Below are 23,808 nucleotides of genomic sequence, written 5' to 3'. Positions count from 1 at the left end.
TGCACCAACCATTGGCCGAACGCGCCAGGCCCGGCAGTCGATCGCTGCCACCACACCGCCGCCGACGGCCACCGGCATCGCACTAGGGTGACGAGCATGAGCGATCTGCCTGTCCCCGATGCAGCTGACGGCGCCGATGATGTGGTGGCAGGCCCGGATCTGCACAGCACCGCCGGGCGACTGGCCGACCTTCGCACCCGCATCGACGAGGCCGTCCACGCCGGCTCCGCACGAGCCGTCGAGAAGCAGCACGCCAAGGGCAAGCAGACGGCGCGCGAGCGCGTGGAGCAACTGCTCGACGAGGGTTCGTTCGTCGAACTCGATGCCCTCGCACGGCACCGTTCCACCAGTTTCGGGCAGGACGTCAACCGACCGTACGGCGATGGCGTGGTCACCGGCTACGGCACCGTCGACGGACGCACGGTGTGCGTGTTCTCGCAGGACTTCACCGTCTTCGGCGGTTCGCTGGGCGAGGTGCTCGGGGAGAAGATCGTCAAGGTGATGGATCTGGCGATGAAGATCGGCGCCCCCGTGATCGGCATCAACGACTCCGGTGGTGCGCGTATCCAGGAGGGTGTCGTGGCATTGGGTCTGTATGCCGAGATCTTCCGCCGCAATGTGCACGCGAGCGGCGTCATACCGCAGATCTCCCTCATCGTCGGTCCGTGCGCCGGTGGCGCGGTCTACTCCCCCGCTATCACCGATTTCACCGTGATGGTCGATCAGACCTCGCACATGTTCATCACCGGCCCGGACGTCATCAAGACCGTCACCGGCGAGGACGTCGGTTTCGAGGAGCTCGGCGGCGCCCGCACCCACAACACCCGCAGCGGCGTGGCGCACTACATGGGCAGCGACGAGGCCGATGCCATCGCCTACGTCAAGGAATTGCTGAGCTACCTGCCGCCGAACAATCTCGACGAACCCGAGCGTTTCGAGCCGGTCGCCGATGAGGACCTCGCGCCGGATGACGCCGATCTGGCGCTGGACGCTCTCGTACCCGACTCCGCCAACGTTCCCTACGACATCAAGACCGTGATCCACACCGTCGCCGACGACGACGAATTCCTGGAGACCCAGGAGCTGTATGCCCCGAACATCGTGTGCGGGTTCGCACGGGTCGACGGACAGCCGGTGGGCATCGTCGCCAACCAACCGTTGCAGTTCGCAGGCACGCTCGACATCGCGGCGTCGGAGAAGGCCGCGCGATTCGTGCGCACCTGCGATGCGTTCAACCTGCCGGTGCTGACCTTCGTGGACGTGCCCGGCTTCCTGCCCGGCACCGACCAGGAGTGGGGCGGCATCATCCGGCACGGCGCGAAACTGCTCTACGCGTATGCGGAGGCGACCGTCCCGTTGATCACGGTCATCACCCGCAAGGCGTACGGCGGGGCGTATGACGTGATGGGGTCCAAGCACCTTGGTGCCGATCTGAACCTCGCATGGCCCACGGCGCAGATCGCGGTGATGGGCGCGCAGGGGGCGGCCAACATCCTGTACCGCAAGCAGCTGGCAGAGGTCGAGGCTGCGACCGGCGGCGACCAGACCGCGATCGAGGCACGGCGCCAGGAGCTGATCACCGAGTACGAAGACACGTTGGCCAATCCGTACATCGCGGCCGAGCGAGGGTATGTCGATGCGGTGATCGCGCCGTCCGAGACGCGCGCACAGGTGATCAGGGGACTGCGAGCGCTGCGCACCAAACGCGAGAAGCTGCCGCCGAAGAAGCACGGAAACATCCCGCTGTGAACCAACCACGAGGAGTCCAGCGACCATGAGCGACACGGATGACGCAGCGAGGGGCCCGGAAACCGTTGCGGTAGAGGTGCTGTCGCCGGGCGCGACTGCCGAGGACGTCGCCGCGGTGGTCGTCGTACTCGGAGCGCTGAGCGGTGGAGGATCGCCTGTGACCGAGCCCCGGTCGACGTGGGCAGGCGGCGCGCGGCACGGATGGCGATCGTCCGGCCTGCCCCGCTGAGCCAGTTGACGGACGCCACGATCTGTCAGCGGTCGCCGGACTTGAGCTTCGCCTCGAACTCCGCGTGCTCGTCCGCGTTGAGACAACCCGCGTCGACGACGGCACGAATCGCGTCCACGTCGTTGTAGAACGCGCGAAAGACCGTCGGCACGTCGACACCATGCGCGGGTCGCGACAACACCGTGATCGAGTCGCCTGCACGGATCTGCCCGGGCACCTCGACAGAGAGGTATGCGCCTGAAAGTTCGTGCTCCACAAACGTTTTCAGCCAGCCGCGCTCGCCCATGTGCTGCCGGAACGTCCCGCACGGAATGCGTGGACCACACACCTCGAGCACGACCTGCTCACCGACCTGCCAGCGCTCGCCGATCAGGGCGTGATCGACATCGATGCCGTCGGTCGTGAGATTCTCGCCGAACATGCCGTTCGCGAGCGGACGGTCCAGGTGCCGGCCCCACCAGTCCAGCTCTTCACGGGCGACGGCATACACCGCTTGGTAGTCGCCGCCGTGATGTCTGCGGTCGCCGATGAAGTCGCCGACCACGCCGCTGCCGAGTCCACCGTGCTTGGGACCGGGTGCGCGCACCTCGATCCGGTCTGCCGGAAGTTTGTGTATGCCGGTCGGCGTCTTCTTCGCCTGATTCGGTTGCGCCGTGCCCATATTCACCGAGAGAACGGTTGCTGTCATGGTCCCATCATGCCGACCTTCTGCCGCCTGGCCGGGTCCGCAGCGCGCAGGAACGCCCTGGCCACCGCAGCTCCGCTGCGTATTGCCCGTGCGGATGTCATGGCTGGCGGGTACGTTCGTCGGCGTGACCGAACAGCAACGCACCCTCACCCCTGTCGACGAGATCGCCAACCGCTACCACGACGCAGCCTTGGCGCTCAGCCCGATGATGGGCACGTATCTGGGCTCCACCGAGCGCCAGGACCAGCTCGACGACTTCTCGCCGGCGGGTTTGCGCGCCGGCGCCGACCTTGCGCGGCGCACCCTGGCGGAGTTGGCCGATGCCAACCCCCGCGACGATGTCGACAAGGTCACGATCGATGCCATGCGTGAGCGGCTCGGTCTTGCCGTCGAGTCGTATGACGCGGGCCTGACGTTGATGTCGCTGAACGTCATCGCCTCGCCGCTGCAGGAGATGCGCGACATCTTCGACCTGATGCCGACCGAGACCGCCGAGCAGGTCGAGACGATCGGGCGACGGATGAGCGCCATACCGAACGCTCTGACGCAGTGGTTCGAATCGCTGCACGCCGCGGCGCAGCGGGGTCTGGTCAGCCCGCGTCGTCAGGTGCTCGCCTGCATCCAGCAGACGAAGGACCACACCGCCGGCGACGGCTACTTCGCCACGCTCAAGGAGCAGCACCCGCAGATCGGTGCCGCGATCGACGAAGCGGCGGCGGCCTACGCGGCAGCGGGTGACCGGCTGGAGTCCGAGATCCTGCCGCTGGCCCCGGAGGCCGACGGGTGCGGGCGCGAGAAGTACGCGCTGCACTCCCGGTCGTTCCTCGGTGCCGAGGTCGACCTGGCCGAGACCTACCAATGGGGTCAGGAGGAGCTTGCCCGCATCACCGCGGACATGCAGGCGACGGCGCAGCGCATCAAGCCTGGCGCGACGGTGAAGGAGGCCATGGCGGTGCTCGACGCCGATCCGGCGTACCAGCTGCACGGCACCGACGCCCTGCAGGCGTGGATGCAGGAGAAGGCCGACGAGGCGATCCGCGAACTCGCGGACACTCACTTCGACATACCGGAGCCGGTGCATACGATCGAATGCTGCATCGCACCAACACAATCCGGTGGCATCTACTACACACCGCCCACCGACGACTTCTCCCGGCCGGGCCGCATGTGGTGGTCGGTGCCCAAGGGAGTCGAGCAGTTCGGCACCTGGCGCGAGCTGACGACCGTCTACCACGAAGGCGTGCCCGGTCATCACCTGCAGTGCGGCCAGACGATCTACCGATCCGCGCTGCTGAACAACTGGCGACGGATGGATGTGTGGTGCTCCGGTCACGGCGAGGGCTGGGCGCTGTATGCCGAGCGGCTGATGGACGAGCTGGGCTATCTGCAAGATGCCGGCAACCGGATGGGCATGCTCGACGGGCAGTCGTTGCGCGCGGCGCGTGTCGTGATCGACATCGGGGTGCACTGCGGCTTCGAGGCGCCCGCGGAGGTGGGTGGCGGCGAGTGGACCTACGACAAGGCGTGGGAGTTCCTGAACAACCACTGCGACATGGCCGAGGGCTTCCTGCGGTTCGAGCTCGACCGCTATCTCGGCTGGCCGGGCCAGGCGCCGTCCTACAAGGTCGGCGAACGCATCTGGATGCAGCTGCGTGAACAGGTACAGGCCAACGAGGGCGACGGTTTCGACCTGAAGGCCTTCCACCGGCGGGCTCTCGACATCGGTTCAGTCGGCCTCGACACGCTGCGCGCGGCTGTGCTCGGCACGTTGTGACGCTGCGGTGCACATAGCGCTACCCGCTCTCGCGCTCGTCGTCGCGGTGATCGTCGTCGCGACGATCGCCCGGCGGGTGGGCTTGTCCGCTCCGCTGCTGCTCACCGCCATCGGTGCGCTGGTGTCGTTCGCGCCATTCATGCCGTCGCACTTCCAGGTCGACTCCGAAGTGGTGCTGCTGGGGTTCTTGCCACCGTTGCTGTTCTCCGCGGCATCGAGCACCTCCCTGATCGATCTGCGCCGGGACCGGCGTCAGATCATCGGATTGTCAGTGCTGCTGGTGTTGTTCACGGCCTTCGGTGTCGGTCTCGTCGCGTGGTGGCTGCTCGATGTGCCATTCGCGGCGGCTGTCGCACTCGGCGGGATCGTGGCGCCGCCCGACGCCGTGGCCGCGACGGCCGTGGCGCGGCGCATCGGCCTGCCGCGCCGGGTGGTGTCGATTCTGGAGGGCGAGTCGCTCTTCAATGATGCGACGGCGCTGGTCACGGTCAACACGGCCAAGGGTCTGATCGGTGGCGCCGCCGGCGCTGCGACGATCGTGACGGCCGGCCGCGACTTTCTGTGGGCGTCGTTCGGCGGCGCTGCGATCGGCTTCGTGGTCTTCCTTGTCCTGGCCCGGGTACGCCGTCACGTCACCGACACGGTCACCAGTGTGGCGATCTCGTTCGCCACGCCGTGGCTGGCATATCTGCCGGCGGAAGAGGCCGGCGCGTCCGGCGTCATCGCCGTGGTCGTGTGCGGAGTGCTGCTCGGGCACAAGGCCCCCGTCATACAGACCGCGCAATCTCGGGTGTCCGAGCGGCTGAACTGGGCATCGGTGACCTTCCTGCTGGAAAACCTGGTCTTCCTGCTGATCGGCCTGCAGGTGCACACGATCGTGCACGGCGTCGAGCAGGGCTCGCTGGGGCTGGGCCGCACCTTCGCGATCAGCCTGATCGTGCTGCTCACCGTCATGGTGCTGCGCCCGATCTGGATCCTGTCCCTGGCACTGGTGTCGCGGCTGTCCGGGTGGACCAGCAGCGCGCTGCTGCCACGCGAGTCCGTGATCGCGTCGTGGGCCGGGATGCGAGGTGTGGTCACCCTGGCGGCTGCCTTCCTGTTGCCCGATCGCACTCCTGAGCGAGAGGCGCTGATCTTCATCGCGTTGGTGGTGACGGTGGGCACCCTTGTGTTGCAAGGTTTTTCACTCGGTTCATTGGCGCGAATGCTCAACCTGCACGGCCCGGATCCGCGCGAGGACGCCCTGCAGACGGCCCAGTTGATGCAGGCCGCCGTCACCGCCGGCACCCGCAAACTGGAGGAGGAACTCGCCTCCCAGGACGCGCCGGTGCCGGAGGAGATCGTCACCGCACTTCGCGACCAGGCCGCACGGCGGGCGAACCTGGCGTGGGAGCGGCTCGGCAGCAACGACCCGGATGTCGAGTCTCCGGCTGAGTCCTACCGTCGGCTGCGTTCGGCGATGCTGGATGCCGAACGCCGCAAGGTGCTGGCGATGCGTGACAGGGGCATCATGGATCACGAGGTCCTGACCGCGGTCATGGACGACTTGGACGTGGAGGAGTCGATGATCACGCGAATGTCCAACGGCGAGAACGAGATCCAGGATCGACTGCTGCTGACGCCCGAGATCCGCCAGTTCGGGTGCAACCATCTCAACGACGCTCCGATGACGGCCGACCCGATCACACCGGAGGGCTGCCCCGACTGCGTGCGTGAGGGCACCCAGTCGGTGCACCTGCGGCTGTGCCTGACCTGCGGCAATGTCGGCTGCTGCGACTCGTCGGTCGGCATGCACGCGACTCGGCACTACGAGCAGACCGGGCATCCGGTGATGCGCTCGTTCGAGCCGGGCGAGGCGTGGCGGTGGTGTTACCCGGACAGCCTGCTCGGCTGACCGGGAGCCGTCGGGCCGGTCATGGCGCCCGCCTATGCTGACGCACCGTGACCGTTCACCTCGTCCTTGCCTCCGCTTCGCCCGCCCGACTTCAGACGCTGCGCAGCGCAGGAGTCGAACCAGAGGTCATCGTGTCGTCCGTCGACGAACCGGCGACGGTGGCGGCGGCACAGGAGTCCTTCGGCGAGCTCGAGCCCGCTGACGTCGCGCTGCTGCTGGCGCGCGCCAAAGGTGAGGACGTCGCATCGTCATACGACGGGGACGCGCTGGTGCTGGGCTGCGACTCGGTGCTGGAGTTCGACGGAGACGTCCACGGCAAACCGGAGACCGCCGAGATCGCCATCGACCGGTGGCGTGCGATGCGCGGCCGCAGCGGCACGTTGCACACCGGCCATTGGCTGATCGACGCGCGCGACGAGGGCACCGGCGGGACCTTCGGAGTGGTCGGCTCGACCGTCGTGCACTTTGCCGACCTCACCGACGACGAGATCGAGGCGTATGTCGCAAGCGGCGAACCCCTTTATGTAGCAGGGGCTTTCACTATCGACGGCCTTGGCGGCGCATATGTCACGCGGATCGAGGGTGACCACCACAATGTGGTGGGACTGAGCCTGCCGATCCTGCGCGAGATGCTCGGCGAGATCGACGTGCCGTGGCACGACCTACGACAGGCGGACGGGTCGAGTCACTAGCCGACAGAGGTCAGCTCCGGGGCCTTCGGCATACGGCGCAGGACGGGGAACGCCAGGGCGAGCGCACCCGAGAGCGTCAACAGCACCACGAAGATCAGCATCGCGCTGCGACCGCCGATGCTGCCGATGAGCAGTCCCATGACCGCCGGTGCGAGGGCTGCCAACACCATCGACAGCACACCGTCGGCGCTCATCACCCGGCCGAGTTTCGCCTCCGGCGTCTGCGTCGTGATGACCGTCGTGATGCTGGCGCTGAGCGGTGCCAGCAGGAAGGTCGCGACGACCATGAGCGCCATCAGGGCGACGGGCGCATGGAAGAAGACCATGCCGAGGAATCCCACCGCTCCGACCAACGGCACGGCGACCATCAGCGCGCCGACGGTGAACCGTGCAGAGATACGGCCGGCGAGCATCGACCCGGCGAGCATCGAGAGCGACATCGCCGCGGTCACGGCGCCGATCCAGACAGCCCGGGTGCCTCGCTGCTGCATGGTGATCGTCACCGAGACCACCAGTCCCAGACCGGCGAAGTTGCACACGGCGGCCAGGATCGTCAGCGGTCGCAGCATGGGGTGCCCGAACAGGAACCGCAGGCCGGTGCGGATCGACGGCAAGAGCGCTTCGCGGTCGTGCTTCGGAGCGGCCGGTAGCGGTGTCCGGACCAGTGCGGCGCAGGAGGCGGCAACGGCATACGTCACGGCGTCGACGAGCATCGGCAGGCCGCGGGCGATGCTGAACAACACGCCGGCCAGTGGCGGTCCGATGAGTCCGGAGGCGGCCGAGCGAGCTTCGTTGTTGGCGGCGGCGCGTGACAGATCCTCGCCGCGGACGACCTTCTTGATGGCCACCGCCTCGGCCGGGTTGTAAAACATCGACACGACGCCGCTGCAGGCCGCGGCCACCATCAGGTGGGGCACCGTGATCCGCCCGGCGAGGGCGACGATCGCGACGCTGGCGTAGGCGACGCACGCGCACGACGCCGCAACCACCATCACCCGCTTGCGATCCCAGCGGTCGACCAGCGCTCCAGCCGGCAGGCCGATGAGCACCATTGCGACCATCGAGGTGCCGGAGACAAGACCGACCGCGAACGGGCTGTGCGTTTCGGCGAGAGTGATCAGCGGAAACGCGAGGACGCTCATGCGCGATCCGAGGCTGTTGACGACGCCACCGGTCATCAGCAGCAGATAGTCGCGGTTGTGCCGCAGCGCCGGTTGTTGCGACGGTGCCTCCCCCATGGTGCGACTCCGTTCGTGGAGCGTCATACAGAGAACCCTGCCAGCAGGTCGACCCGGATGAGGCGCAATCGAGGTAAGGATTTGGTCAGGATTCCTGCCGTCGATCCGAGTGTCATCCGTTGGCTCGCTACCACCATCTGATGGCTCGCTCTCACTAACGTGAGGGACGCCGCATCGCCGTCGATCACGCGAGGTCGTCGTCTGCGGACTGCCATCGATCAAGGAGCCTGCAATGACCAGCCCGTCAGTGACCGGACCGCCGACCAGGCTGACGTCGGACCAGCGCAATGCGTTCGCAGCCGCGTACCTGGGGTGGGCGATGGACGCCTTCGACTACTTCCTGGTCGTGCTGATCTACGCGCAGATCGCCAAGGACTTCCACAAGTCGCTGACCGAGATGGCGCTCATCACGACGATGACGCTGATCATGCGCCCGGTGGGTGCCTTCATCTTCGGGCTGTGGGCCGACCGGGTCGGGCGCCGCGTCCCGCTGATGACCGACGTGGTTTTCTACTCGGTCGTCGGATTCCTGTGTGCCTTCGCCCCGAACTTCTGGGTGCTGATGGTGCTACGCATGCTCTACGGCCTCGGCATGGGCGGCGAGTGGGGCCTGGGCGCGGCGCTGGCAATGGAGAAGATGCCGTCGTCGCGACGCGGATTGTTCTCCGGCATCCTGCAGGGCGGGTATTCGATGGGTTATCTGCTGGCGGCGCTGGCCTTCCTTGTCGTCAACACCTGGCTGGGGCTGGACTGGCGGTGGATGTTCGCACTGTCGATCGTGCCCGGTCTGATCTCGCTGATCATCCGCTCACGGGTCAAGGAGTCCGAGGTCTGGGAGGCCTCGCAGCAACGGTTCAAGCAGACATCGGTTCGCGCGTCGCAGATCCTGCGGAATCCGACCATCTGGAAGCGTTTTGTCTTCCTGGTGCTGCTGATGACGGCATTCAACTGGATGAGTCATGGCACACAGGACATTTACCCCAACTTCCTCAAGGAGCACCACGACCACGGCCTGGGTCTCGCCGCATCCACGGCCACCTGGATCGCGGTGATCTACAACATCGGCGCGATCCTGGGCGGGGCGGTCGCCGGCATGTTGTCGGAGCGCTTCGGCCGCAAGGTCATCATCATCATCTGCGCGGTGCTCGCACTGCCGATCGTGCCGTTGTTCGCCTACTCGACCACCGTCGGAATGATCATTCTGGGCTCCTTCCTCATGCAGGTGATGGTGCAGGGCGCGTGGGGCGTCATACCGGCCCATCTGACCGAACTCTCGCCGGATGAGATCCGCGGCTTCTATCCGGGCGTGACCTACCAGCTCGGCAACTGCCTGGCCGCGTTCAACCTGCCCATCCAGCAGGCTCTCGCAGCCTCGCACGGCTACCCGTTCGCGCTGGCCGTCACGATCGTGCCGGTCTTCGTCGCGGTGATCCTGTTCACCGCCATCGGCAAGGAACGCAAGGGGATCGAGTTCGGCAGCGCGCAAGCGAGCGCGGTCGAGTTGGTATGACGCAGCTCGCGTCCGGCTGAGCACTTGCCGGCCTCGCCAGCCGTCAAGCGAGAGCCCCGCCCACCCTCGTCGAGATGGCCGTAGCTGTCGTTATCCGGCGGCCGCTACGACACCAACTGCCAGGTCAACATCGCGAGCCCCGCCCACCCTCGCCGAGATGGCCGTAGCTGTCGTTATCCGGCGGCCACAACGACACCAACCGCCAGGTCAACTCGGGTCCGGGCCCACGAACCGGGTCGCCGGGGCCTGCGCGCCGGCCACCCTCGACCGGGCGCGGGGCGCACACTCACGGCAGCGCGGGTTCGACGGCTGCCCCCGCGGGCGTGACCTCCGAGAGCAACGGCATCTCGCGCAACGGCCGCACCGTGAGAGCCAACAGCGCGCATGCCAGCACCAGTCCGCCGAAGACCGCCATCGTGGCCTCGCCGCCGATCAACTGCACCAGTGCGCCACCAGCGACCGGCGCGAGCGGAGTCGTCGACATGACCATCGTCATCAGTGCACTCTGCACCCTGCCCTGCATCGAGTCCGGCGTGATGAGCATGACGTAGGTCAGGAAGCCTGCGTTGACCGCCGGCAGCATCAGCCAGGTCAGGCCGAGCACCAGCATGATCAGCACCAACGAGTGCACGCCCGCGACGGCGGTGAGGCCGAGGCCCAGCACCGTCATACCGAGCAGACTGACCAGCCCGGCACGCATCCGGCGCAGCAGCCAGCCGCTGAGGATCGAGCCGACGATCATCGCCACGGCCATCGCGGTCTCGGTACCACCGATCAGTCCCGGCGCGACATGGCGGCGCTGCAGCACGATGATCAGCACGATCATGAATCCGTTGGCAGCGAAGTTCAGCCCCGAGGCGATGACCACCGTGGGACGCAGCACCTCGTTGCGCCATACGTGTCGGAAGCCGGCACGCATCGCCGACATCATCGGTTCGGCGTGCTCACCCTCATGGGTTGCGGGCAGCGGAGTGCGGATCAGGGCGGCGGCAATCGCGGCCAGCACGTATGACGCGACGTCGGCCAGAATCGGCAGCGCCCTCGAGATCGCGAAGAGCACACCGCCCAGCGGCGGACCCACCAGACCGGTGACACCCTGGCGCCCCTGCACGGCGGACATCGCGGTGGCCAGATCTGCTGGCGGCACAACGGATTTCGTCGCCGCGGTGTCCGCCGGCCCGAAGATCGCCTCCGCTGCGCCGACGATCACGCCGGCGACGACCAGATGTATGACGAACAGGTGGCCGGCGTCATACGCAAGCACGACCGTGCCGTATGACGCAGCGGCCACCAGCGCCGACCAGATCATCGTCGTCTTGCGATTCCAACGGTCCACCAGCGCGCCGGCGGGGATACCCATGAGCACCATGCCGCCCACGACCGACGCGCCTACGACGCCGACCAGCACCGGGCTGTGCGTCAGCCACAGCGTGAGCAGCGGGAAGGCCAGACCACTCATTCGGGATCCGATGCCGTTGAGGGTGTTGCCGACCATCAGCAGTTGGAAGTCGCGGTTGCGCCGCAGGGGAGCTGCCGAATCGGGCGCTGTCGTTGTCATGGCGACCAGTATGTTTCAGCACGATTATTTGCGCAATGTTTCTTGTGCACTTTTCTTTGCGGATCGGCTCGGTGATTGCGAGGATGGCGCTGTGACCTCCAACCAGACTCACTCGGCCCGCGACGAGCCCCGATCGCTGTCCGATCCGCGCGCGCTGAAGGCACTGGCCCACCCGTTGCGGATGCGCCTCATCGGCGAGCTGTCCACGCGTGGCTCGATGCGTGCCGTCGACCTGGCGAATGCCGTTGATGAGCCTGCGAATTCGGTGAGTTTTCACTTGCGCCAACTGGCAAAGTACGGCGTCATCGAACAGGACGACGACCGTGCTGCCGACGGCCGCGAACGCTGGTGGCGGCTGCCCAGCGACCAGGGCTTCCGGATCAACCCGGCCGAACTCGCCACCATCGAGGGAGGCGAGGCCGCCCTCGGCGTCTTCCGGCGGGTGGTCACGGGTAACGTGCACGCACTTGCTCGTGTCGTTCACGGGACGGCGTTCGCGTCCGAGGAAACGAGCCCGGAACGTCACCTCATCTCCAACGACTTCGCCGTACGTCTCAGCGCTGACGAGATGGACGAGTTGAAGGACGACATGTTCGACCTGATGATGCGATGGATGGCCCGCTCTCGCGAACTCGCCAACGCAGATGACGGCGTCGAGCGCCGGACTGTGTATGCCGTGATGCTCGGCGCGCCACTCGACCTCATCATCGATCAGCCATCCGACGAAGCAACGACCGGCCACGAATCCGGTTCTGAGAACTGAGAATTCGCAGACCGTGACTTCTTTGAGGTTGCACGCTGCAACGGTCGCCACACCAACATCCCGGCGATCACGATGAGCGCACCCGCGACGAAAAAGACAGTGTCCACTGGGCCGAAATGCGAGCCAGCGAACCGAAAGTCGATTCCGGCCAACACCGTGCTGGCGAGCCACCCAGTGCCACCCATGGCGACAAGGCTGGCGAACGCCGGAAGCATTTGAAAAAACGCGATCGACCTGCCGAGCAGCTCCGCTGAGACAGAACGCATCCACAATGGCGTGACGACGGTGTTGACCGCACCCAACGGCAGAGCAATGACGAAATAGACGACGCACGCGGCCAGGAATCCGGTCAACCGTGAGTACACAACGATCGCCGCGCCCGTGGCGATCATTCCGACCACCACCACGCGGGCAGCGCCGAAACGTCGCTCGACGACCGGAGCTGACAACGCACCGATCACCATGCCGGCGGCGGCGCACATCATCAGGATCCCGAGAAGCTGCGCGCGCTCGTGCAACACCTCTGTCACGAAGAAGACTTCCAAAACATTCAGCCCTCCCGTGCCCAAGGTCGCGACCGTGATTGCGATAGTGATTGCGCGTAGGACTGGATTTCCTGCAACGACAGCGGCACCCGAACGAAGTGAGCCCCACATCGCCTCGCGCACCGGGGTTGGAGGCGGAGCACCCTCCCAACGGACCCGAGCGAGAAGGAACGCCGACACCACGAATGACGCCGCATTGAGCCCAAGCGCCCAGCCGACGCCTGCAGCAAAGAGCAATGGTGCAGCGAGCGGCGGCCCCAGGATCGCGAGGATCTGGTTCGCCGCCCCCTGATCGGCGAACGCCGTGGTGCGCAACTCATCCGGAATGGTGCGCTGGATCATCGCCATGCGAGCGATGCCGAAGAACTGACCGGCTGCATTCGCCACGGCGATACTGACGTAGATCCAGACCAGTTCACCTGCAGTGCCGAGCGACGCCGAATACACCGGCACCAGCAACAAGCTCGCGATCGACCCGGCCTGAATCAGGTTGCTGCACAACAGGATCCGACGGCGATCGAAACGATCGTTGACGACTCCCGCTATCGGCCCAGCCAGAAGCACCGGAAGCGCGGCGGCGACCAGCACTCCCCCGACTGCCAGCGGCGCCCACGTCTTCCCGTTGGCAATGCGGGTGGCGATCCACAGCACCACCGTGGTGTCGAAGACGTAGTCACCCAACCGAGACACCAGCGCAGCCGGGAAGGCGAAGTGCCAGGCAGGCAGAGACCACAGTCGCGAGCGAACACTTCTTGTGGCACGTCGGTCGGAGGCTTCCATGTGAACCAGACTGTCGTACACAAGTAATTTGCGCAATATTTTTGTGCAAATTGTTCGCCTAGTAGGCTGCCCTAATGGATCAGCTCGAACCAAAGACGGTCACCGACCCAAAGGCATGGCGGGCACTTGCGCACCCCATTCGGGTCGACATCGTCCAGCTGCTGACCGAGCAGGCTGCTCTTCGCGCGACCGATTTGGCGAAAACACTTGGAATTGAGACGAATTCGGCAAGTTTCCACCTTCGACAGCTAGCGCGGTACGGATATGTCGAGGTCGACGATTCCGGCCACGGCGACAGCCGTGAACGTTGGTGGCGCTCGACAAGCCGGCACGGATTTCAGTTTCAGATACCCGATTCGACGGACGGCACTGGCTCCTCGTCTACCGATCTTGACGCTGCACGAACGCTGCTCGGCATCATGACGGCGCAGATCCACACGCGCGTGGACGAATGGGCTCGAACGGTGCTGTCGGGTGCCGATCATGCGAGTGACCCCTCCGAGACCTCCAACCACGACGTGGCGCTCCTGCTTACGGAAGAAGAGCTTCGCGACTTCCGTTCAGAGCAGGCAGATCTCATGCATCGCTGGATGGCTCTCCGGCATGAGCCGTCGGACGAAGGGGTTGGACTTCTGACGTACCGCCACGTCGGCTTCGGCTGGATCGACCGCTCACGGTTGCAACCCGAAGTAGACCAATCTGCCTCTGACGACTGAGAATTCGCTGACGGACAAATCACACACGCTGTAGGCCGGATTGGTCGCCACAGCGCCACTCGCGCTAGCCCTCAGGGTCTGGCACGCCCTTTGGACCGGCGACGTCCACCGGGTCGGCAAGGTCTTCAGGATCGGGCACCGACTTCTTCTCAGGCTCCGGCGGTGGCGGCCGGAAAGTCACCTCGATCTCCTCGAAGCCTTTCGTTCGAGTGGCCTCGGCCTGCCCGGCATACGCTCGCTTGTCGCCGCCTGTGAGGTTGACGTCGTCGGTGAACGGAGTGAGCAGGGCACGCGGGTACAACTTCTTGACCCGCACCGCATCGATCTCCATCGACAGCACGATCACCAGGGCCGCGAGATACAGGAATGCAAGCAGTCCGAGAACGGTTGCGAAGACACCGTTCATGTCGGAGGCGTGGGCGATCACGTGCCTGACATAGGTCACGCTCGCGCGCTGCAGCACCTGCCACAGCACCGCGGCAATCACCGCGCCCGGCAGCACACTGTGCCACGGCTCCGGGCTGGTCGTGCCGAGCCGGAAGGCCAACCCGAAGACGACCACGTTGATCAACACTGCGCCCAGTTCGATCAGCCAACCGCTCAGTGCACCGAAGTGGAAGTACGTGCCGAGCAGCGAGTTGAGCGCGGTGGTCGCGAGCAGCCCGAGGCCGACGGTCCCGAGCAGGAGGAACGAACGCCCTCGTGCCTTCAGCGGATTCGGCCGTTCGTTGCGCGGAACCTGCCACACCGTGTTTGCGGCGTACTGGAATGCCTGCGCCGCGCCGAGTGCGCCATACAGCATGGCGAGCACGCTGAGCACAACACCGACTCCCCCACCCGACAGCCCGTGCGGAACGCTCAACTGGTGCCCCACGACAGGGAATTCACCAAGCGCGGAGTCGATCAACCGCTGCTGCAGATGCGGGTGCCCGTCGAGCACCAGACTCAGTACGGTCGTCGCGAGCAGCAGCATCGGAAACAGCGACACGAACGTGTAGTAAGCGATCAGCGCGGACAGATAGCTGCCCATGTCGTCGAAGAACTTGTAGATCACGGCGATCGGGAAGCCCAGCGGCGGGAATCGCCGCTGGATCCGGTCGATCAGATTGTTCTTCGGCACTAGCGCAGGCTACTGCCGCGCCACAACAGAACGCCGAACGTGCACCGCTCGGCGACGGCCGCCGCAGGACACGTCACACGGGCGGTATGGCGCGCCGGCGCTGACTGAACGCGCGGTCGCGACGAGAGGCGTAGGCCAGTCGGTGCAACAGTTCATCGCGCAACTCGTCAGCCTCGACGACCCCGTCGATCACCAGATCGGATGCCAGTCGTTCGAGATCGACGTCCTGCAGGTACTCCTCGCGACGCGCATGCACGAACGCCTCACGCTCGGCAGGGTCCTCGATGGCCTCGATCTTGTTGGCGTAGACGGCGTTCACCGCCGCTTCCGGACCCATCACCGCGATGCGAGCGGTCGGCAACGCCAAGGTCGCATCCGGCCCGAAGCCGGGGCCACCCATGGCATACAAGCCGGCGCCGTACGCCTTGCGCACGATGACACAGAACTGCGGCACCGTCGCCTCGCTCACAGCCGACACCATCTTGGCGCCGTGCCGGATGATGCCGCCGCGCTCGACCTCGGAGCCGATCATGAAGCCCGGCACATCTGCCAGATAGATGAGCGGGATCGAGTATGCATCGCACATCCAGATGAACCGCGCAGCCTTGTCGGCGCTGTCGGTGAACAGCACACCGCCCTTGACCGCGGAGTTGTTGGCAACAAGGCCAACGGTTTTGCCGTCCATCCGGGCATAGCCGATGACGAGCTCGGGCGCGAACAGCGGCTTGATCTCGAAGAACGAGTCGTCGTCGACCAGGCCGTCGATCACCTCACGTATGTCGAACGGCTGGCTCTCCACCTCCGGCACCGTGTCGCGGTCGAGGGTCTGCGCCGGCTGCTCGGTTTCGTATGCCGGAGGCTCATCCCGCCAGGACGACGGCACATAGGAGAAGTACAACTTCGCCAGCTCGATGGCTTCGGCATCGTCGCTTGCAAGCAGGTCACCGACCCCGGAGACCGTGCAGTGCATGCGCGCGCCCCCCATCTCCTCCAGCGAAACCTTCTCCCCCACAACCATTTCCGCCATACGCGGGCTGCCGAGGTACATCGAGGCATTGCCTTCGACCATGATGATGATGTCGGTGAAGCTGGGGATGTAAGCCCCGCCGGCGGCCGACGGGCCGAACAGACAGCAGATCTGCGGCACCCGCCCGGACAACGCGACCTGGTTGTGGAAGATCCGACCGGCACCGCGGCGCCCGGGGAACAACTCGACCTGGTCGGTGATGCGCGCACCTGCCGAGTCGACGAACCAGAAGATCGGCAACTCCTCACGGAGCGCGGATTCGGTTGCGCGAACGATCTTTTCGACGGTCCGCGCACCCCACGACCCGGCTTTCACGGTGGGGTCGTTGGCGACGACGATCGCGGGCCGGCCGTCGACCGTACCGCGGCCGGTGACAACTCCGTCAGCAGGAAGATTGGCCGCGGAGGCGTTGGCGTAGCGACCGTCCTCGATGAACGAGCCCTCGTCGAAGAGCAGCGAAATCCTCTCTCGCACATAGAGTTTGTTCTGCGAATCCAGCTTGGCCTGTGCTCGCTCGGGTGCTGAGGCCGATGCTTCGTATGCCGCCGCAAGGCGCTGCCGCACGTCGGCGACGCGCGGATCGCTCGCAGGACGGTTCGATTCGGCGGCGCTCATGCCGGCAGTCCCAGACCGCGAGCGATGAGCATCCGCTGCACCTCGGACGTGCCCTCACCGATCTCAAGGATCTTGGCGTCGCGATAGAACCGCGCGACGGGATACTCCTCCATGAAGCCGTTGCCACCAAAGATCTGAGTGGCGATTCGCGTTGCCGTCACTGCGGATTCGGTGGAGTACAACTTGGCGATCGAGGCAGCGTGCTTGACCGCGGCCACCGAGCCGCGGCCGGCCGACAACTCATCCTTCAGCCACGCGGCCTTGTAGGTCAGCAACCGGGAGGCCTCCACCATCACCGCCAGATCAGCCACCTGGAAGGACACGCCCTGGTTCACCGCGATCGGGCGACCGAAGGCGGTGCGCGTCTGCGCGTAGTCGGTGACGGCCTCGAGGCACGCCTGCGACAGACCGACCGCGAGCGCGGAGATCGCGATGCGGCCGTCGTCGAGTGTTTTGAGGAACTGCCGGAAGCCCTGACCACGCTCGCCAAGCAGATTGCCCTCGGGCACAACGCAGTTGGCGAACGTCAGGCCGTGTGTGTCCGAGATGTGCCACCCGAGCTTGTTGTAGGCCGGCTCGGCCGTGAAGCCCGTCGTGCCGCTGGGCACCATGATCGCACTGATCTCCGGGCGGCCTTCGGCATCGGTGCCGGTACGCGCGGTCACAGTGACCACGGAGGTGATGTCGGTGCCCGAGTTGGTGATGAACGCCTTGGCCCCGTTGATCGTCCACTGGCCGTCAGCGAGAGTCGCCTTGGTGCGGGTGGCGCCGGCATCGGACCCGGCATCCGGCTCGGTGAGGCCGAAGCCCGCGAGCGCGGCACCGCTGACCAGGTCCGGCAAAAATCGCTGCTTCTGCTCCGGCGAGCCGTAGGTCAGGATCGGGTTGATCCCGAGGCCGACGCCTGCCGACAACGTGATGCCGATCGACTGGTCGATGCGACCGAGTTCCTCGATGGCCAGGCACAGATAGGTGAACGCGCCTTCTTCGAGACCAGCACCGCCATACTCCTCGGGCACCACGAGACCAAAGAGTCCGAGCTCGCCCATCTTGGGCACCAACTCGGTCGGAAAGTGGTGCGCCCGGTCCCACTCCGCGACATGCGGCGCGACCTCGCGCTCGGCGAAATCCCGCACCAGTCGGCGGAATTCCTCGTGTTCCTTGGTGAGCTCAAACATCGTTGGCGGGCCTCTCCGGTGAGATCTGCGTCACTTGACGTTAACGTAAACGTAAAGCATTCTGAGCGACATGCCAAACCGGACCGACACCGCGACGTGGACCATCGCCGACCTCGCCGACGAGTTCGGCGTCACACACCGCACGATCCGCCATTACGAAGAACTCGGCCTCATCTCCCCCGAGCGCCGCGGCACCACCCGCGTCTTCCACAAACGGGATCGCACCCGCCTGGCCCTGATCCTGCGAGGCAAGCGAATCGGGTTCCCACTGGAGGAGATTCGCACCATCATCGACATGTATGACGATCAACCCGGCGAGTCCGGGCAGCTGCGCTACCTGCTGGATCAGATCTCCGCTCGCCGCGTCGAGCTGGAAGACCGCCGGCGCGACATCGATCAGACGCTGGCAGAGCTCGCCACCCTCGAGCACCGTTGTCGCGCCGACCTCAACTCGCTGGCCGGCCGCCGACTGACGACCCCCGGCCCACCCGAGCTCGACTGAGAGGATGCACCCATGAGCACACCCGCCTTCGTGTCGGTCGACGACGCCCGGGACCGACTGGGCGCCACCGGCTACCTGGCCTCCGAAGACATCGCGACGACGGCCTATCTGGCCGCCGTGCTCGGTCGGCCGCTGCTGGTCGAAGGCCCGGCCGGAGTGGGCAAGACGGCTCTGGCCGGAGCGCTCGCGGCAGCAACGGACTCCGCCATGTTGCGACTGCAGTGCTACGAGGGTGTCGACGAGGCGCGCGCTCTCTACGAGTGGAATCACGCCAAGCAACTGCTGCGCATCACCGCCGAGCAGTCCGGCGGCTGGGACGATGTCCGCACCGACATCTTCGGTGAAGAATTCCTGTTGGAGCGCCCGCTGCTCGCGGCTGTCCGCGCACAACGGCCGACGGTGTTGCTCATCGATGAGCTCGACAAAGCCGACGAAGAGCTGGAAGGCCTTCTGCTCGAACTGCTGTCGGAGTTCCAGATCACGATTCCGGAGTTGGGCACGATCCGCGCCGCCCACCGCCCGATGGTGGTGGTGACCTCGAACGCCAGCCGCGAGCTGTCGGAGGCCCTGCGCCGACGGTGCCTGTTCTTGCACATCGACTATCCCGACGCCGAACTCGAGCAGCGCATCGTGAAATCACATGTGCCCGACCTCGACGACGAGCTGGCCGCCTCGCTCGTCCGGGTGATCGGCGCGCTGCGCGGTCTCGATCTGCGCAAGGCGCCCTCGGTCGCCGAAACCGTCGACTGGGCAAGCACGTTGGTCAGTCTCGACGCCGATCGGCTCGACCCCGAACTCGTACGACGCAGCCTCGGCGTCATTCTCAAACACCGCAGCGACATCGAGCTCGCAACAACCAAGCTCGATCTCGACCGTGAACTCGCCGGCTGAGTCATCAGCGCTACCAGCGCGATTCGTCGCGCTGGGCAAAGCGATGCGCGCGCACGGCCTGGCCGTCGGCACCAGCGAGATCACCGACGCCGCGCGGGTCTGCCGCACGCTCGGCTTCGACGACCGCCGCCGGTTACGTGCGGGAATCGCCGCAGCGGTGCTTCGCCGCGCGGACGACCGCACGGTCTTCGACCAGCTCTTCGACATCTACTTCCCGGCGGCAGTCGGCAGACGTACCGACGCTGTGGCCAGCCTCGACGAACTCCGCGAACGCCTGACCGAGGCCCTCGCAACCGCCGACCAGCGCGCAGCTGCCGAAATCGCAGCCGCCACAGTCGAATTGCTGGGCCGCGTCACCGATGGTGACGGCTGGTCCGCCGCCCAGGCACTCGATGCACTCGCGCCGCAACTGCTCATCGCCGCCGCCCAGAATCGGGCTCGTATGACGGGAGCAGCCGGTGCGGACAGCGGTTCCGGCGGCTCGGGCAGCGGCTCGTCCGGGGCGGGTGGGCAGTCCCAGCGAGACGGCAGCGGCATACCGAACGAACGCCCTGCGGCGCCCACATCCGACGACACCTCCTGGGCGATGAATCCGTGGGACGTGCCCGACTCTCGCTCCGAGCAACTCACCGACCGCATCGACCGCGACGAGATCCGCGACCGGGTGGCGGCTTTCCGCCGCGCGGTGGAGAGCGAAACGCGCCGCCGCAATGCGGAGGTGCGCGACCGGGATCGCCTGGCACGTCTGGCGATTCCGCCCTCGCTACAGCGCCGAGACTTCCTGACTGCGGGCGCCGGCCAACTCGCGCTCATGCAACGCGAGCTCGATCCGTTGGCACGCAAGCTCGCCGCGCGGCTGACCTCTCGCGAGCGCGCGGGTCGCAGCGCCATCGACGTGCGGCGCACATTGCGTGCCTCGATGTCGACGGGCGGCGTGCCGATCGAGCCCGTCTACCAGCGCCGTGCACCGCACCGACCGGACCTGGTGCTGCTGGCAGATCTGTCCGGATCCGTCGGCGGCTTCTCGTCGTTCACCATGCTGCTGATGCAGGCTCTGCACCAGCACTTCCGGCGCGTGCGCATCTTCGGCTTCGTCAGCACCACCGCCGAGATCACCGACGTGGTGCGCGAGCTTCCGCCCGGCGCATCACTGACGAGCTGGGCGCTCGGCACACCGGCACTCATCGGGCGCGGGACCAGCAGCAGTTACGACTGGGGGTTGGGCACCTTCGCCCGCGGCCATCTTGCCGCCCTTGGCCATCGTTCGACCGTGCTCATCCTCGGCGATGCCCGCAACAACTTCGGTGACCCGAACACCGAAGCGCTGCAACAGATTTCACGACGGGCTCGGCATACGGTCTGGCTCAATCCGGAGCCGGCAGGCATGTGGGACCGCGGTGACTCACTGGCGCGCGTCTACGGCCGGATCGTCGACATGCACGAGTGCCGCAACCTGGAGCAGCTGCGCGACTTCGTCGCACAGCTGCTCCCCGTTCACTGACCGCGGCATCCGCAAGCAGAAACCGCGGTCAACTGAAACCTCAGGCCTGGTTGAACTCCATCGGGTCAGGCCCCGTGCGCTCACCCTTGTCGAGCCCGGCAATCGTGCGCAGGTCCTCGCCATCGAGTTCGAATCCGAAGATGTCGAAGTTCTCCTCGATACGCGCCGGCGTCACCGACTTCGGAATCACCACATTGCCCAACTGCAGGTGCCACCGCAGGATGACCTGCGCAGCCGTCTTGCCGTGCTTGTCCGCGATCGCAGCGATGTCGGCGTTCTGCAGCACCTCACCACCGGACGCAAGCGGGCTCCACGCCTCGGTCACGATGTCGTGCGCCTGGTGGAACTCCCGCAACTGAGCCTGCTGCAGGAACGGATGCAACTCGATCTGGTTGATCGCGGGGTACTCCCCCAACTCGGCGTTGACCCGCTCGAGGTGCTCGACCTCGAAGTTGCAGACACCTGCAGCGCGGATCTTGCCCGACTCGCGCAGCTCGATCAGCGCGCGATAGGTGTCGACATACCGGTCGTTCTTCGGCGTCGGCCAGTGGATGAGGTACAGATCGACCGGGGCGTCCGAGCCGAGCCGCTGGTGCGACGCCTCGAAGGCATCGAGCGTCTGCTGGTAGCCCTGGTCGGCATTCCACAACTTCGTGGTCAGGAAGATCTGCGAGCGCGGCACCGGTGTGGCCGACAGCACCCGACCGACACCGGATTCGTTGTCATAGGCCTTGGCCGTGTCGATGTGGCGGTAGCCCACCTCGAGCGCCTTCTCGACGGCGGGGCCGACCTTGTCATCCGGCACCTGCCAGACGCCGAAGCCCAGTTGTGGAATCTTCACTGCCACCGATCCGGCGCGCAACGAAAGAGTAGGGACAGAAGCGATGGTGTTGTCTGTCATATCCGTGGCCAACGCAAGACCACCGCGCTGTATGCCGCGCCGCCGCAACTCGTCTCACCACCCGAACACGTGACGGGCGTCATACCTGGCTACAGTCGCTTCCATGCCGCAACTGCACAAGGTCCTCATCGCCAACCGTGGCGAGATCGCCGTTCGCATCGCCCGCGCCTGCGCTGACGCCGGCATCGCCTCGGTCGCCGTGTATGCCGACCCGGACCGCGACGCGCTGCACGTGAAGGTCGCCGATGAGGCATATGCACTCGGCGGCAGCACGCCCGGCGACTCCTACCTCGACCAAGGCAAGATCCTCGCAGCTGCGGCGCAGGCAGGCGCGGACTCGGTGCATCCCGGCTACGGGTTCCTCTCCGAGAACGCCGAATTCGCCCAAGCGGTCATCGACGCCGGCCTGATCTGGATCGGCCCGTCGCCGCAGGCGATCGACTCCCTCGGTGACAAGGTCAAGGCGCGGCACATCGCCACCAAGGCCGGCGCTCCTCTGGTGCCCGGCACCAAGGATCCCGTCGGCGGATCCGACGAGGTCGTCGCCTTCGCCAAGGAGCACGGCCTCCCGGTCGCCATCAAAGCGGCGTATGGCGGTGGTGGTCGCGGTTTGAAGGTCGCCCGCACCATCGAGGAGATCCCCGAACTGTTCGACTCGGCGGTCCGCGAGGCGGTCACCGCTTTCGGTCGCGGCGAATGCTTCGTCGAGCGCTTCCTGGACCACCCGCGTCACGTCGAGACCCAGTGCCTGGCCGACACCCACGGCAACGTCGTGATCGTGTCCACCCGCGACTGCTCACTGCAGCGCCGCAACCAGAAGCTCGTCGAGGAGGCGCCTGCGCCATACCTCTCTGACGCTCAACACGACGAGTTGGTGCGGGCTTCCAAGGCGATCCTTTCGGAGGCGGGTTACACCGGCGCCGGCACCTGCGAGTTCCTCGTCGGTCAGGACGGCAACATCTCCTTTCTCGAGGTCAACACCCGTCTGCAGGTCGAACACCCGGTCTCCGAGGAGGTCACCGGCATCGATCTGGTGCGCGAGCAGTTCCGCATCGCGCAGGGCGAGGCGCTCGGCTACGACGACCCGCAACCGCACGCCCACTCCATCGAGTTCCGCCTCAACGGTGAGGACGCCGGTCGCAACTTCCTGCCCGCACCCGGCACGGTGAGTGTCTTCCGCGCTCCGTCCGGCCCCGGCGTGCGCCTGGATTCCGGCATCGTCGAGGGCGACGTCATCGGCGGCGCGTTCGACTCGATGCTCGCCAAGCTCATCGTCACCGGCCGCACCCGCACAGAAGCGCTCGAGCGTTCGCGTCGTGCCTTGGCCGAGCTCGTCATCGACGGTATGCCGACCGTGGTGCCCTTTCACCGCGCCGTCGTCGCCGACCCGGCCTTCGCGACCGATGACGACACCCCGTTCACCGTGCACACCCGCTGGATCGAGACCGAGTTCGACAACCAGATCGAACCGTATGCCGGTGGCCACGCGGCCGGCGACGAACCCGCACCCCGCCAGACCATCGTGGTCGAGGTCGGCGGCAAGCGCCTCGAGGTCTCACTGCCCGGCGATGTGCAACTCGGTGGCGGTGGCAACCCGGTCGGCGCCGCACGCAAGAGGGCACCCAAGCGGGCCCGCTCCGGCGGCGGTGCCGCAGCCGCGTCGGGCGACTCGCTCACTGCCCCGATGCAGGGCACCATCGTCAAGATCGTCGTCGAGGACGGCGCGACCGTCGCTGCCGGCGACACCATCCTGGTGTTGGAGGCGATGAAGATGGAGCAGCCGATCACCGCGCACAAGTCGGGCACGCTGACCGGTCTCACCGCTGCCATCGGCGAGACAGTCCAAGGCGGTGCCGTGCTCGCCGAGATCAAGGACTGACCCCACGCCCTCCGTGTCAGTGGTGGGTGTACATCCGACAGCACCTCAGGCGAAGGTG

General features: G+C 66.2%; 20 protein-coding genes. 12 read left to right on the top strand and 8 right to left on the bottom strand.

The window, feature by feature from the left end:
* Positions 1 to 96 precede the first annotated feature (96 nt).
* Both BKA23_RS04325 and BKA23_RS04320 read left to right on the top strand, forming a co-directional pair.
* Entirely contained in the window at positions 97 to 1,749 is a 1,653-nt protein-coding gene (locus BKA23_RS04325; RefSeq protein WP_211841589.1) for an acyl-CoA carboxylase subunit beta, read from the top strand.
* Positions 1,750 to 1,774: 25 nt separating this feature from the next.
* Positions 1,775 to 1,978, top strand: coding sequence for a hypothetical protein (locus BKA23_RS04320; protein WP_145225817.1), 204 nt, complete (start codon positions 1,775 to 1,777; stop codon positions 1,976 to 1,978).
* Between the two features lie 25 nt (positions 1,979 to 2,003).
* On the opposite strand, the gene BKA23_RS04315 is transcribed toward BKA23_RS04320, so the two are convergent.
* Positions 2,004 to 2,666 (bottom strand): MOSC domain-containing protein, encoded by a 663-nt coding sequence (locus BKA23_RS04315; protein WP_145225815.1) that lies wholly within the window; start codon positions 2,664 to 2,666, stop codon positions 2,004 to 2,006.
* 94 nt (positions 2,667 to 2,760) lie between these two features.
* Between BKA23_RS04315 and BKA23_RS04310 the strand changes: the two genes are divergently transcribed.
* The 3 genes from BKA23_RS04310 to BKA23_RS04300 are packed head-to-tail and all read left to right on the top strand — an operon-like array spanning position 2,761 to position 7,026.
* A complete protein-coding gene (locus BKA23_RS04310; protein WP_145225813.1) occupies positions 2,761 to 4,440 on the top strand; it encodes a DUF885 domain-containing protein in 1,680 nt (559 codons plus the stop codon).
* A gap of 7 nt (positions 4,441 to 4,447) precedes the next feature.
* Entirely contained in the window at positions 4,448 to 6,334 is a 1,887-nt protein-coding gene (locus BKA23_RS04305; protein WP_145225810.1) for a Na+/H+ antiporter, read from the top strand.
* Positions 6,335 to 6,381: 47 nt separating this feature from the next.
* On the top strand, positions 6,382 to 7,026 hold the full coding sequence (locus BKA23_RS04300; protein WP_145225808.1) for a Maf family protein: 645 nt from the start codon (positions 6,382 to 6,384) through the stop codon (positions 7,024 to 7,026).
* On the opposite strand, the gene BKA23_RS04295 is transcribed toward BKA23_RS04300, so the two are convergent.
* Positions 7,023 to 8,264, bottom strand: coding sequence for an MFS transporter (locus tag BKA23_RS04295; protein WP_170226370.1), 1,242 nt, complete (start codon positions 8,262 to 8,264; stop codon positions 7,023 to 7,025). The two genes, BKA23_RS04300 and BKA23_RS04295, sit on opposite strands and share 4 nt — an antisense overlap.
* A gap of 232 nt (positions 8,265 to 8,496) precedes the next feature.
* Between BKA23_RS04295 and BKA23_RS04290 the strand changes: the two genes are divergently transcribed.
* Complete coding sequence (locus BKA23_RS04290; protein WP_145225804.1) at positions 8,497 to 9,774, top strand: MFS transporter; 1,278 nt, start codon at positions 8,497 to 8,499, stop codon at positions 9,772 to 9,774.
* A gap of 286 nt (positions 9,775 to 10,060) precedes the next feature.
* Here BKA23_RS04290 and BKA23_RS04285 read toward each other — a convergent pair whose 3' ends face one another.
* Entirely contained in the window at positions 10,061 to 11,332 is a 1,272-nt protein-coding gene (locus tag BKA23_RS04285; RefSeq protein ID WP_145225802.1) for an MFS transporter, read from the bottom strand.
* A gap of 91 nt (positions 11,333 to 11,423) precedes the next feature.
* Between BKA23_RS04285 and BKA23_RS04280 the strand changes: the two genes are divergently transcribed.
* Positions 11,424 to 12,095, top strand: coding sequence for a winged helix-turn-helix domain-containing protein (locus BKA23_RS04280; RefSeq protein ID WP_170226369.1), 672 nt, complete (start codon positions 11,424 to 11,426; stop codon positions 12,093 to 12,095).
* On the opposite strand, the gene BKA23_RS04275 is transcribed toward BKA23_RS04280, so the two are convergent.
* Positions 12,044 to 13,420 (bottom strand): MFS transporter, encoded by a 1,377-nt coding sequence (locus BKA23_RS04275; RefSeq protein ID WP_145225797.1) that lies wholly within the window; start codon positions 13,418 to 13,420, stop codon positions 12,044 to 12,046. The genes BKA23_RS04280 and BKA23_RS04275 overlap by 52 nt on opposite strands.
* A 74-nt stretch (positions 13,421 to 13,494) precedes the next feature.
* Between BKA23_RS04275 and BKA23_RS04270 the strand changes: the two genes are divergently transcribed.
* A complete protein-coding gene (locus BKA23_RS04270) occupies positions 13,495 to 14,136 on the top strand; it encodes a winged helix-turn-helix domain-containing protein (protein WP_145225795.1) in 642 nt (213 codons plus the stop codon).
* 64 nt (positions 14,137 to 14,200) lie between these two features.
* Here the strand turns inward: BKA23_RS04270 and BKA23_RS04265 are convergent, their stop codons facing one another.
* The 3 genes from BKA23_RS04265 to BKA23_RS04255 form a co-directional block, all read right to left on the bottom strand.
* Complete coding sequence (locus tag BKA23_RS04265; RefSeq protein ID WP_246104442.1) at positions 14,201 to 15,256, bottom strand: YihY/virulence factor BrkB family protein; 1,056 nt, start codon at positions 15,254 to 15,256, stop codon at positions 14,201 to 14,203.
* A 73-nt stretch (positions 15,257 to 15,329) separates the two neighbouring features.
* Entirely contained in the window at positions 15,330 to 16,898 is a 1,569-nt protein-coding gene (locus tag BKA23_RS04260) for an acyl-CoA carboxylase subunit beta (RefSeq protein ID WP_145225793.1), read from the bottom strand.
* Positions 16,895 to 18,076 carry an acyl-CoA dehydrogenase family protein gene (locus BKA23_RS04255; RefSeq protein WP_145225790.1) on the bottom strand — a complete coding sequence of 394 codons (1,182 nt, stop codon included), beginning with the start codon at positions 18,074 to 18,076 and terminating at the stop codon, positions 16,895 to 16,897. The genes BKA23_RS04260 and BKA23_RS04255 overlap by 4 nt, the downstream gene beginning before the upstream one ends.
* A 70-nt stretch (positions 18,077 to 18,146) precedes the next feature.
* On the opposite strand from BKA23_RS04255, the gene BKA23_RS04250 reads away from it, so the two are divergent.
* From BKA23_RS04250 to BKA23_RS04240, 3 genes are read left to right on the top strand one after another with little or no spacing between them, the layout of a single operon-like run.
* Positions 18,147 to 18,578: a MerR family transcriptional regulator gene (locus tag BKA23_RS04250; protein ID WP_145225788.1), complete on the top strand. Its 432-nt coding sequence runs from the start codon at positions 18,147 to 18,149 to the stop codon at positions 18,576 to 18,578.
* 12 nt (positions 18,579 to 18,590) lie between these two features.
* Positions 18,591 to 19,469: an AAA family ATPase gene (locus BKA23_RS04245; protein WP_145225786.1), complete on the top strand. Its 879-nt coding sequence runs from the start codon at positions 18,591 to 18,593 to the stop codon at positions 19,467 to 19,469.
* A complete protein-coding gene (locus BKA23_RS04240; protein WP_246104441.1) occupies positions 19,453 to 20,970 on the top strand; it encodes a VWA domain-containing protein in 1,518 nt (505 codons plus the stop codon). The genes BKA23_RS04245 and BKA23_RS04240 overlap by 17 nt, the downstream gene beginning before the upstream one ends.
* Positions 20,971 to 21,010: 40 nt before the next feature.
* Here the strand turns inward: BKA23_RS04240 and BKA23_RS04235 are convergent, their stop codons facing one another.
* Positions 21,011 to 21,871, bottom strand: a complete 861-nt coding sequence (locus tag BKA23_RS04235) for an aldo/keto reductase (RefSeq protein WP_211841588.1) — start codon at positions 21,869 to 21,871, stop codon at positions 21,011 to 21,013.
* A gap of 103 nt (positions 21,872 to 21,974) precedes the next feature.
* Between BKA23_RS04235 and BKA23_RS04230 the strand changes: the two genes are divergently transcribed.
* On the top strand, positions 21,975 to 23,750 hold the full coding sequence (locus tag BKA23_RS04230) for an acetyl/propionyl/methylcrotonyl-CoA carboxylase subunit alpha (protein ID WP_145225784.1): 1,776 nt from the start codon (positions 21,975 to 21,977) through the stop codon (positions 23,748 to 23,750).
* Positions 23,751 to 23,808: the final 58 nt, after the last annotated feature.

Origin of the sequence: Rudaeicoccus suwonensis, assembly GCF_007829035.1 — a bacterium.
Taxonomy (GTDB): Bacteria; Actinomycetota; Actinomycetes; order Actinomycetales; family Dermatophilaceae; genus Rudaeicoccus; species Rudaeicoccus suwonensis.
The sequence above is the reverse complement of the archived record's forward strand: the minus strand, read 5'-3'. Positions and strand labels throughout refer to the sequence as shown.

Bases quoted from the DNA above. Each gene is read 5' to 3' on its own strand.
- BKA23_RS04325 (WP_211841589.1), top strand. From the start codon at position 97: ATGAGCGATCTGCCTGTCCCCGATGCAGCTGACGGCGCCGATGATGTG.
- BKA23_RS04320 (WP_145225817.1), top strand. From the start codon at position 1,775: ATGAGCGACACGGATGACGCAGCGAGGGGCCCGGAAACCGTTGCGGTA.
- BKA23_RS04315 (WP_145225815.1), bottom strand. From the start codon at position 2,666: ATGACAGCAACCGTTCTCTCGGTGAATATGGGCACGGCGCAACCGAAT.
- BKA23_RS04310 (WP_145225813.1), top strand. From the start codon at position 2,761: ATGTCATGGCTGGCGGGTACGTTCGTCGGCGTGACCGAACAGCAACGC.
- BKA23_RS04295 (WP_170226370.1), bottom strand. From the start codon at position 8,264: ATGGGGGAGGCACCGTCGCAACAACCGGCGCTGCGGCACAACCGCGAC.
- BKA23_RS04290 (WP_145225804.1), top strand. From the start codon at position 8,497: ATGACCAGCCCGTCAGTGACCGGACCGCCGACCAGGCTGACGTCGGAC.
- BKA23_RS04285 (WP_145225802.1), bottom strand. From the start codon at position 11,332: ATGACAACGACAGCGCCCGATTCGGCAGCTCCCCTGCGGCGCAACCGC.
- BKA23_RS04275 (WP_145225797.1), bottom strand. From the start codon at position 13,420: ATGGAAGCCTCCGACCGACGTGCCACAAGAAGTGTTCGCTCGCGACTG.
- BKA23_RS04270 (WP_145225795.1), top strand. From the start codon at position 13,495: ATGGATCAGCTCGAACCAAAGACGGTCACCGACCCAAAGGCATGGCGG.
- BKA23_RS04260 (WP_145225793.1), bottom strand. From the start codon at position 16,898: ATGAGCGCCGCCGAATCGAACCGTCCTGCGAGCGATCCGCGCGTCGCC.
- BKA23_RS04255 (WP_145225790.1), bottom strand. From the start codon at position 18,076: ATGTTTGAGCTCACCAAGGAACACGAGGAATTCCGCCGACTGGTGCGG.
- BKA23_RS04250 (WP_145225788.1), top strand. From the start codon at position 18,147: ATGCCAAACCGGACCGACACCGCGACGTGGACCATCGCCGACCTCGCC.
- BKA23_RS04245 (WP_145225786.1), top strand. From the start codon at position 18,591: ATGAGCACACCCGCCTTCGTGTCGGTCGACGACGCCCGGGACCGACTG.
- BKA23_RS04235 (WP_211841588.1), bottom strand. From the start codon at position 21,871: ATGACAGACAACACCATCGCTTCTGTCCCTACTCTTTCGTTGCGCGCC.
- BKA23_RS04230 (WP_145225784.1), top strand. From the start codon at position 21,975: ATGCCGCAACTGCACAAGGTCCTCATCGCCAACCGTGGCGAGATCGCC.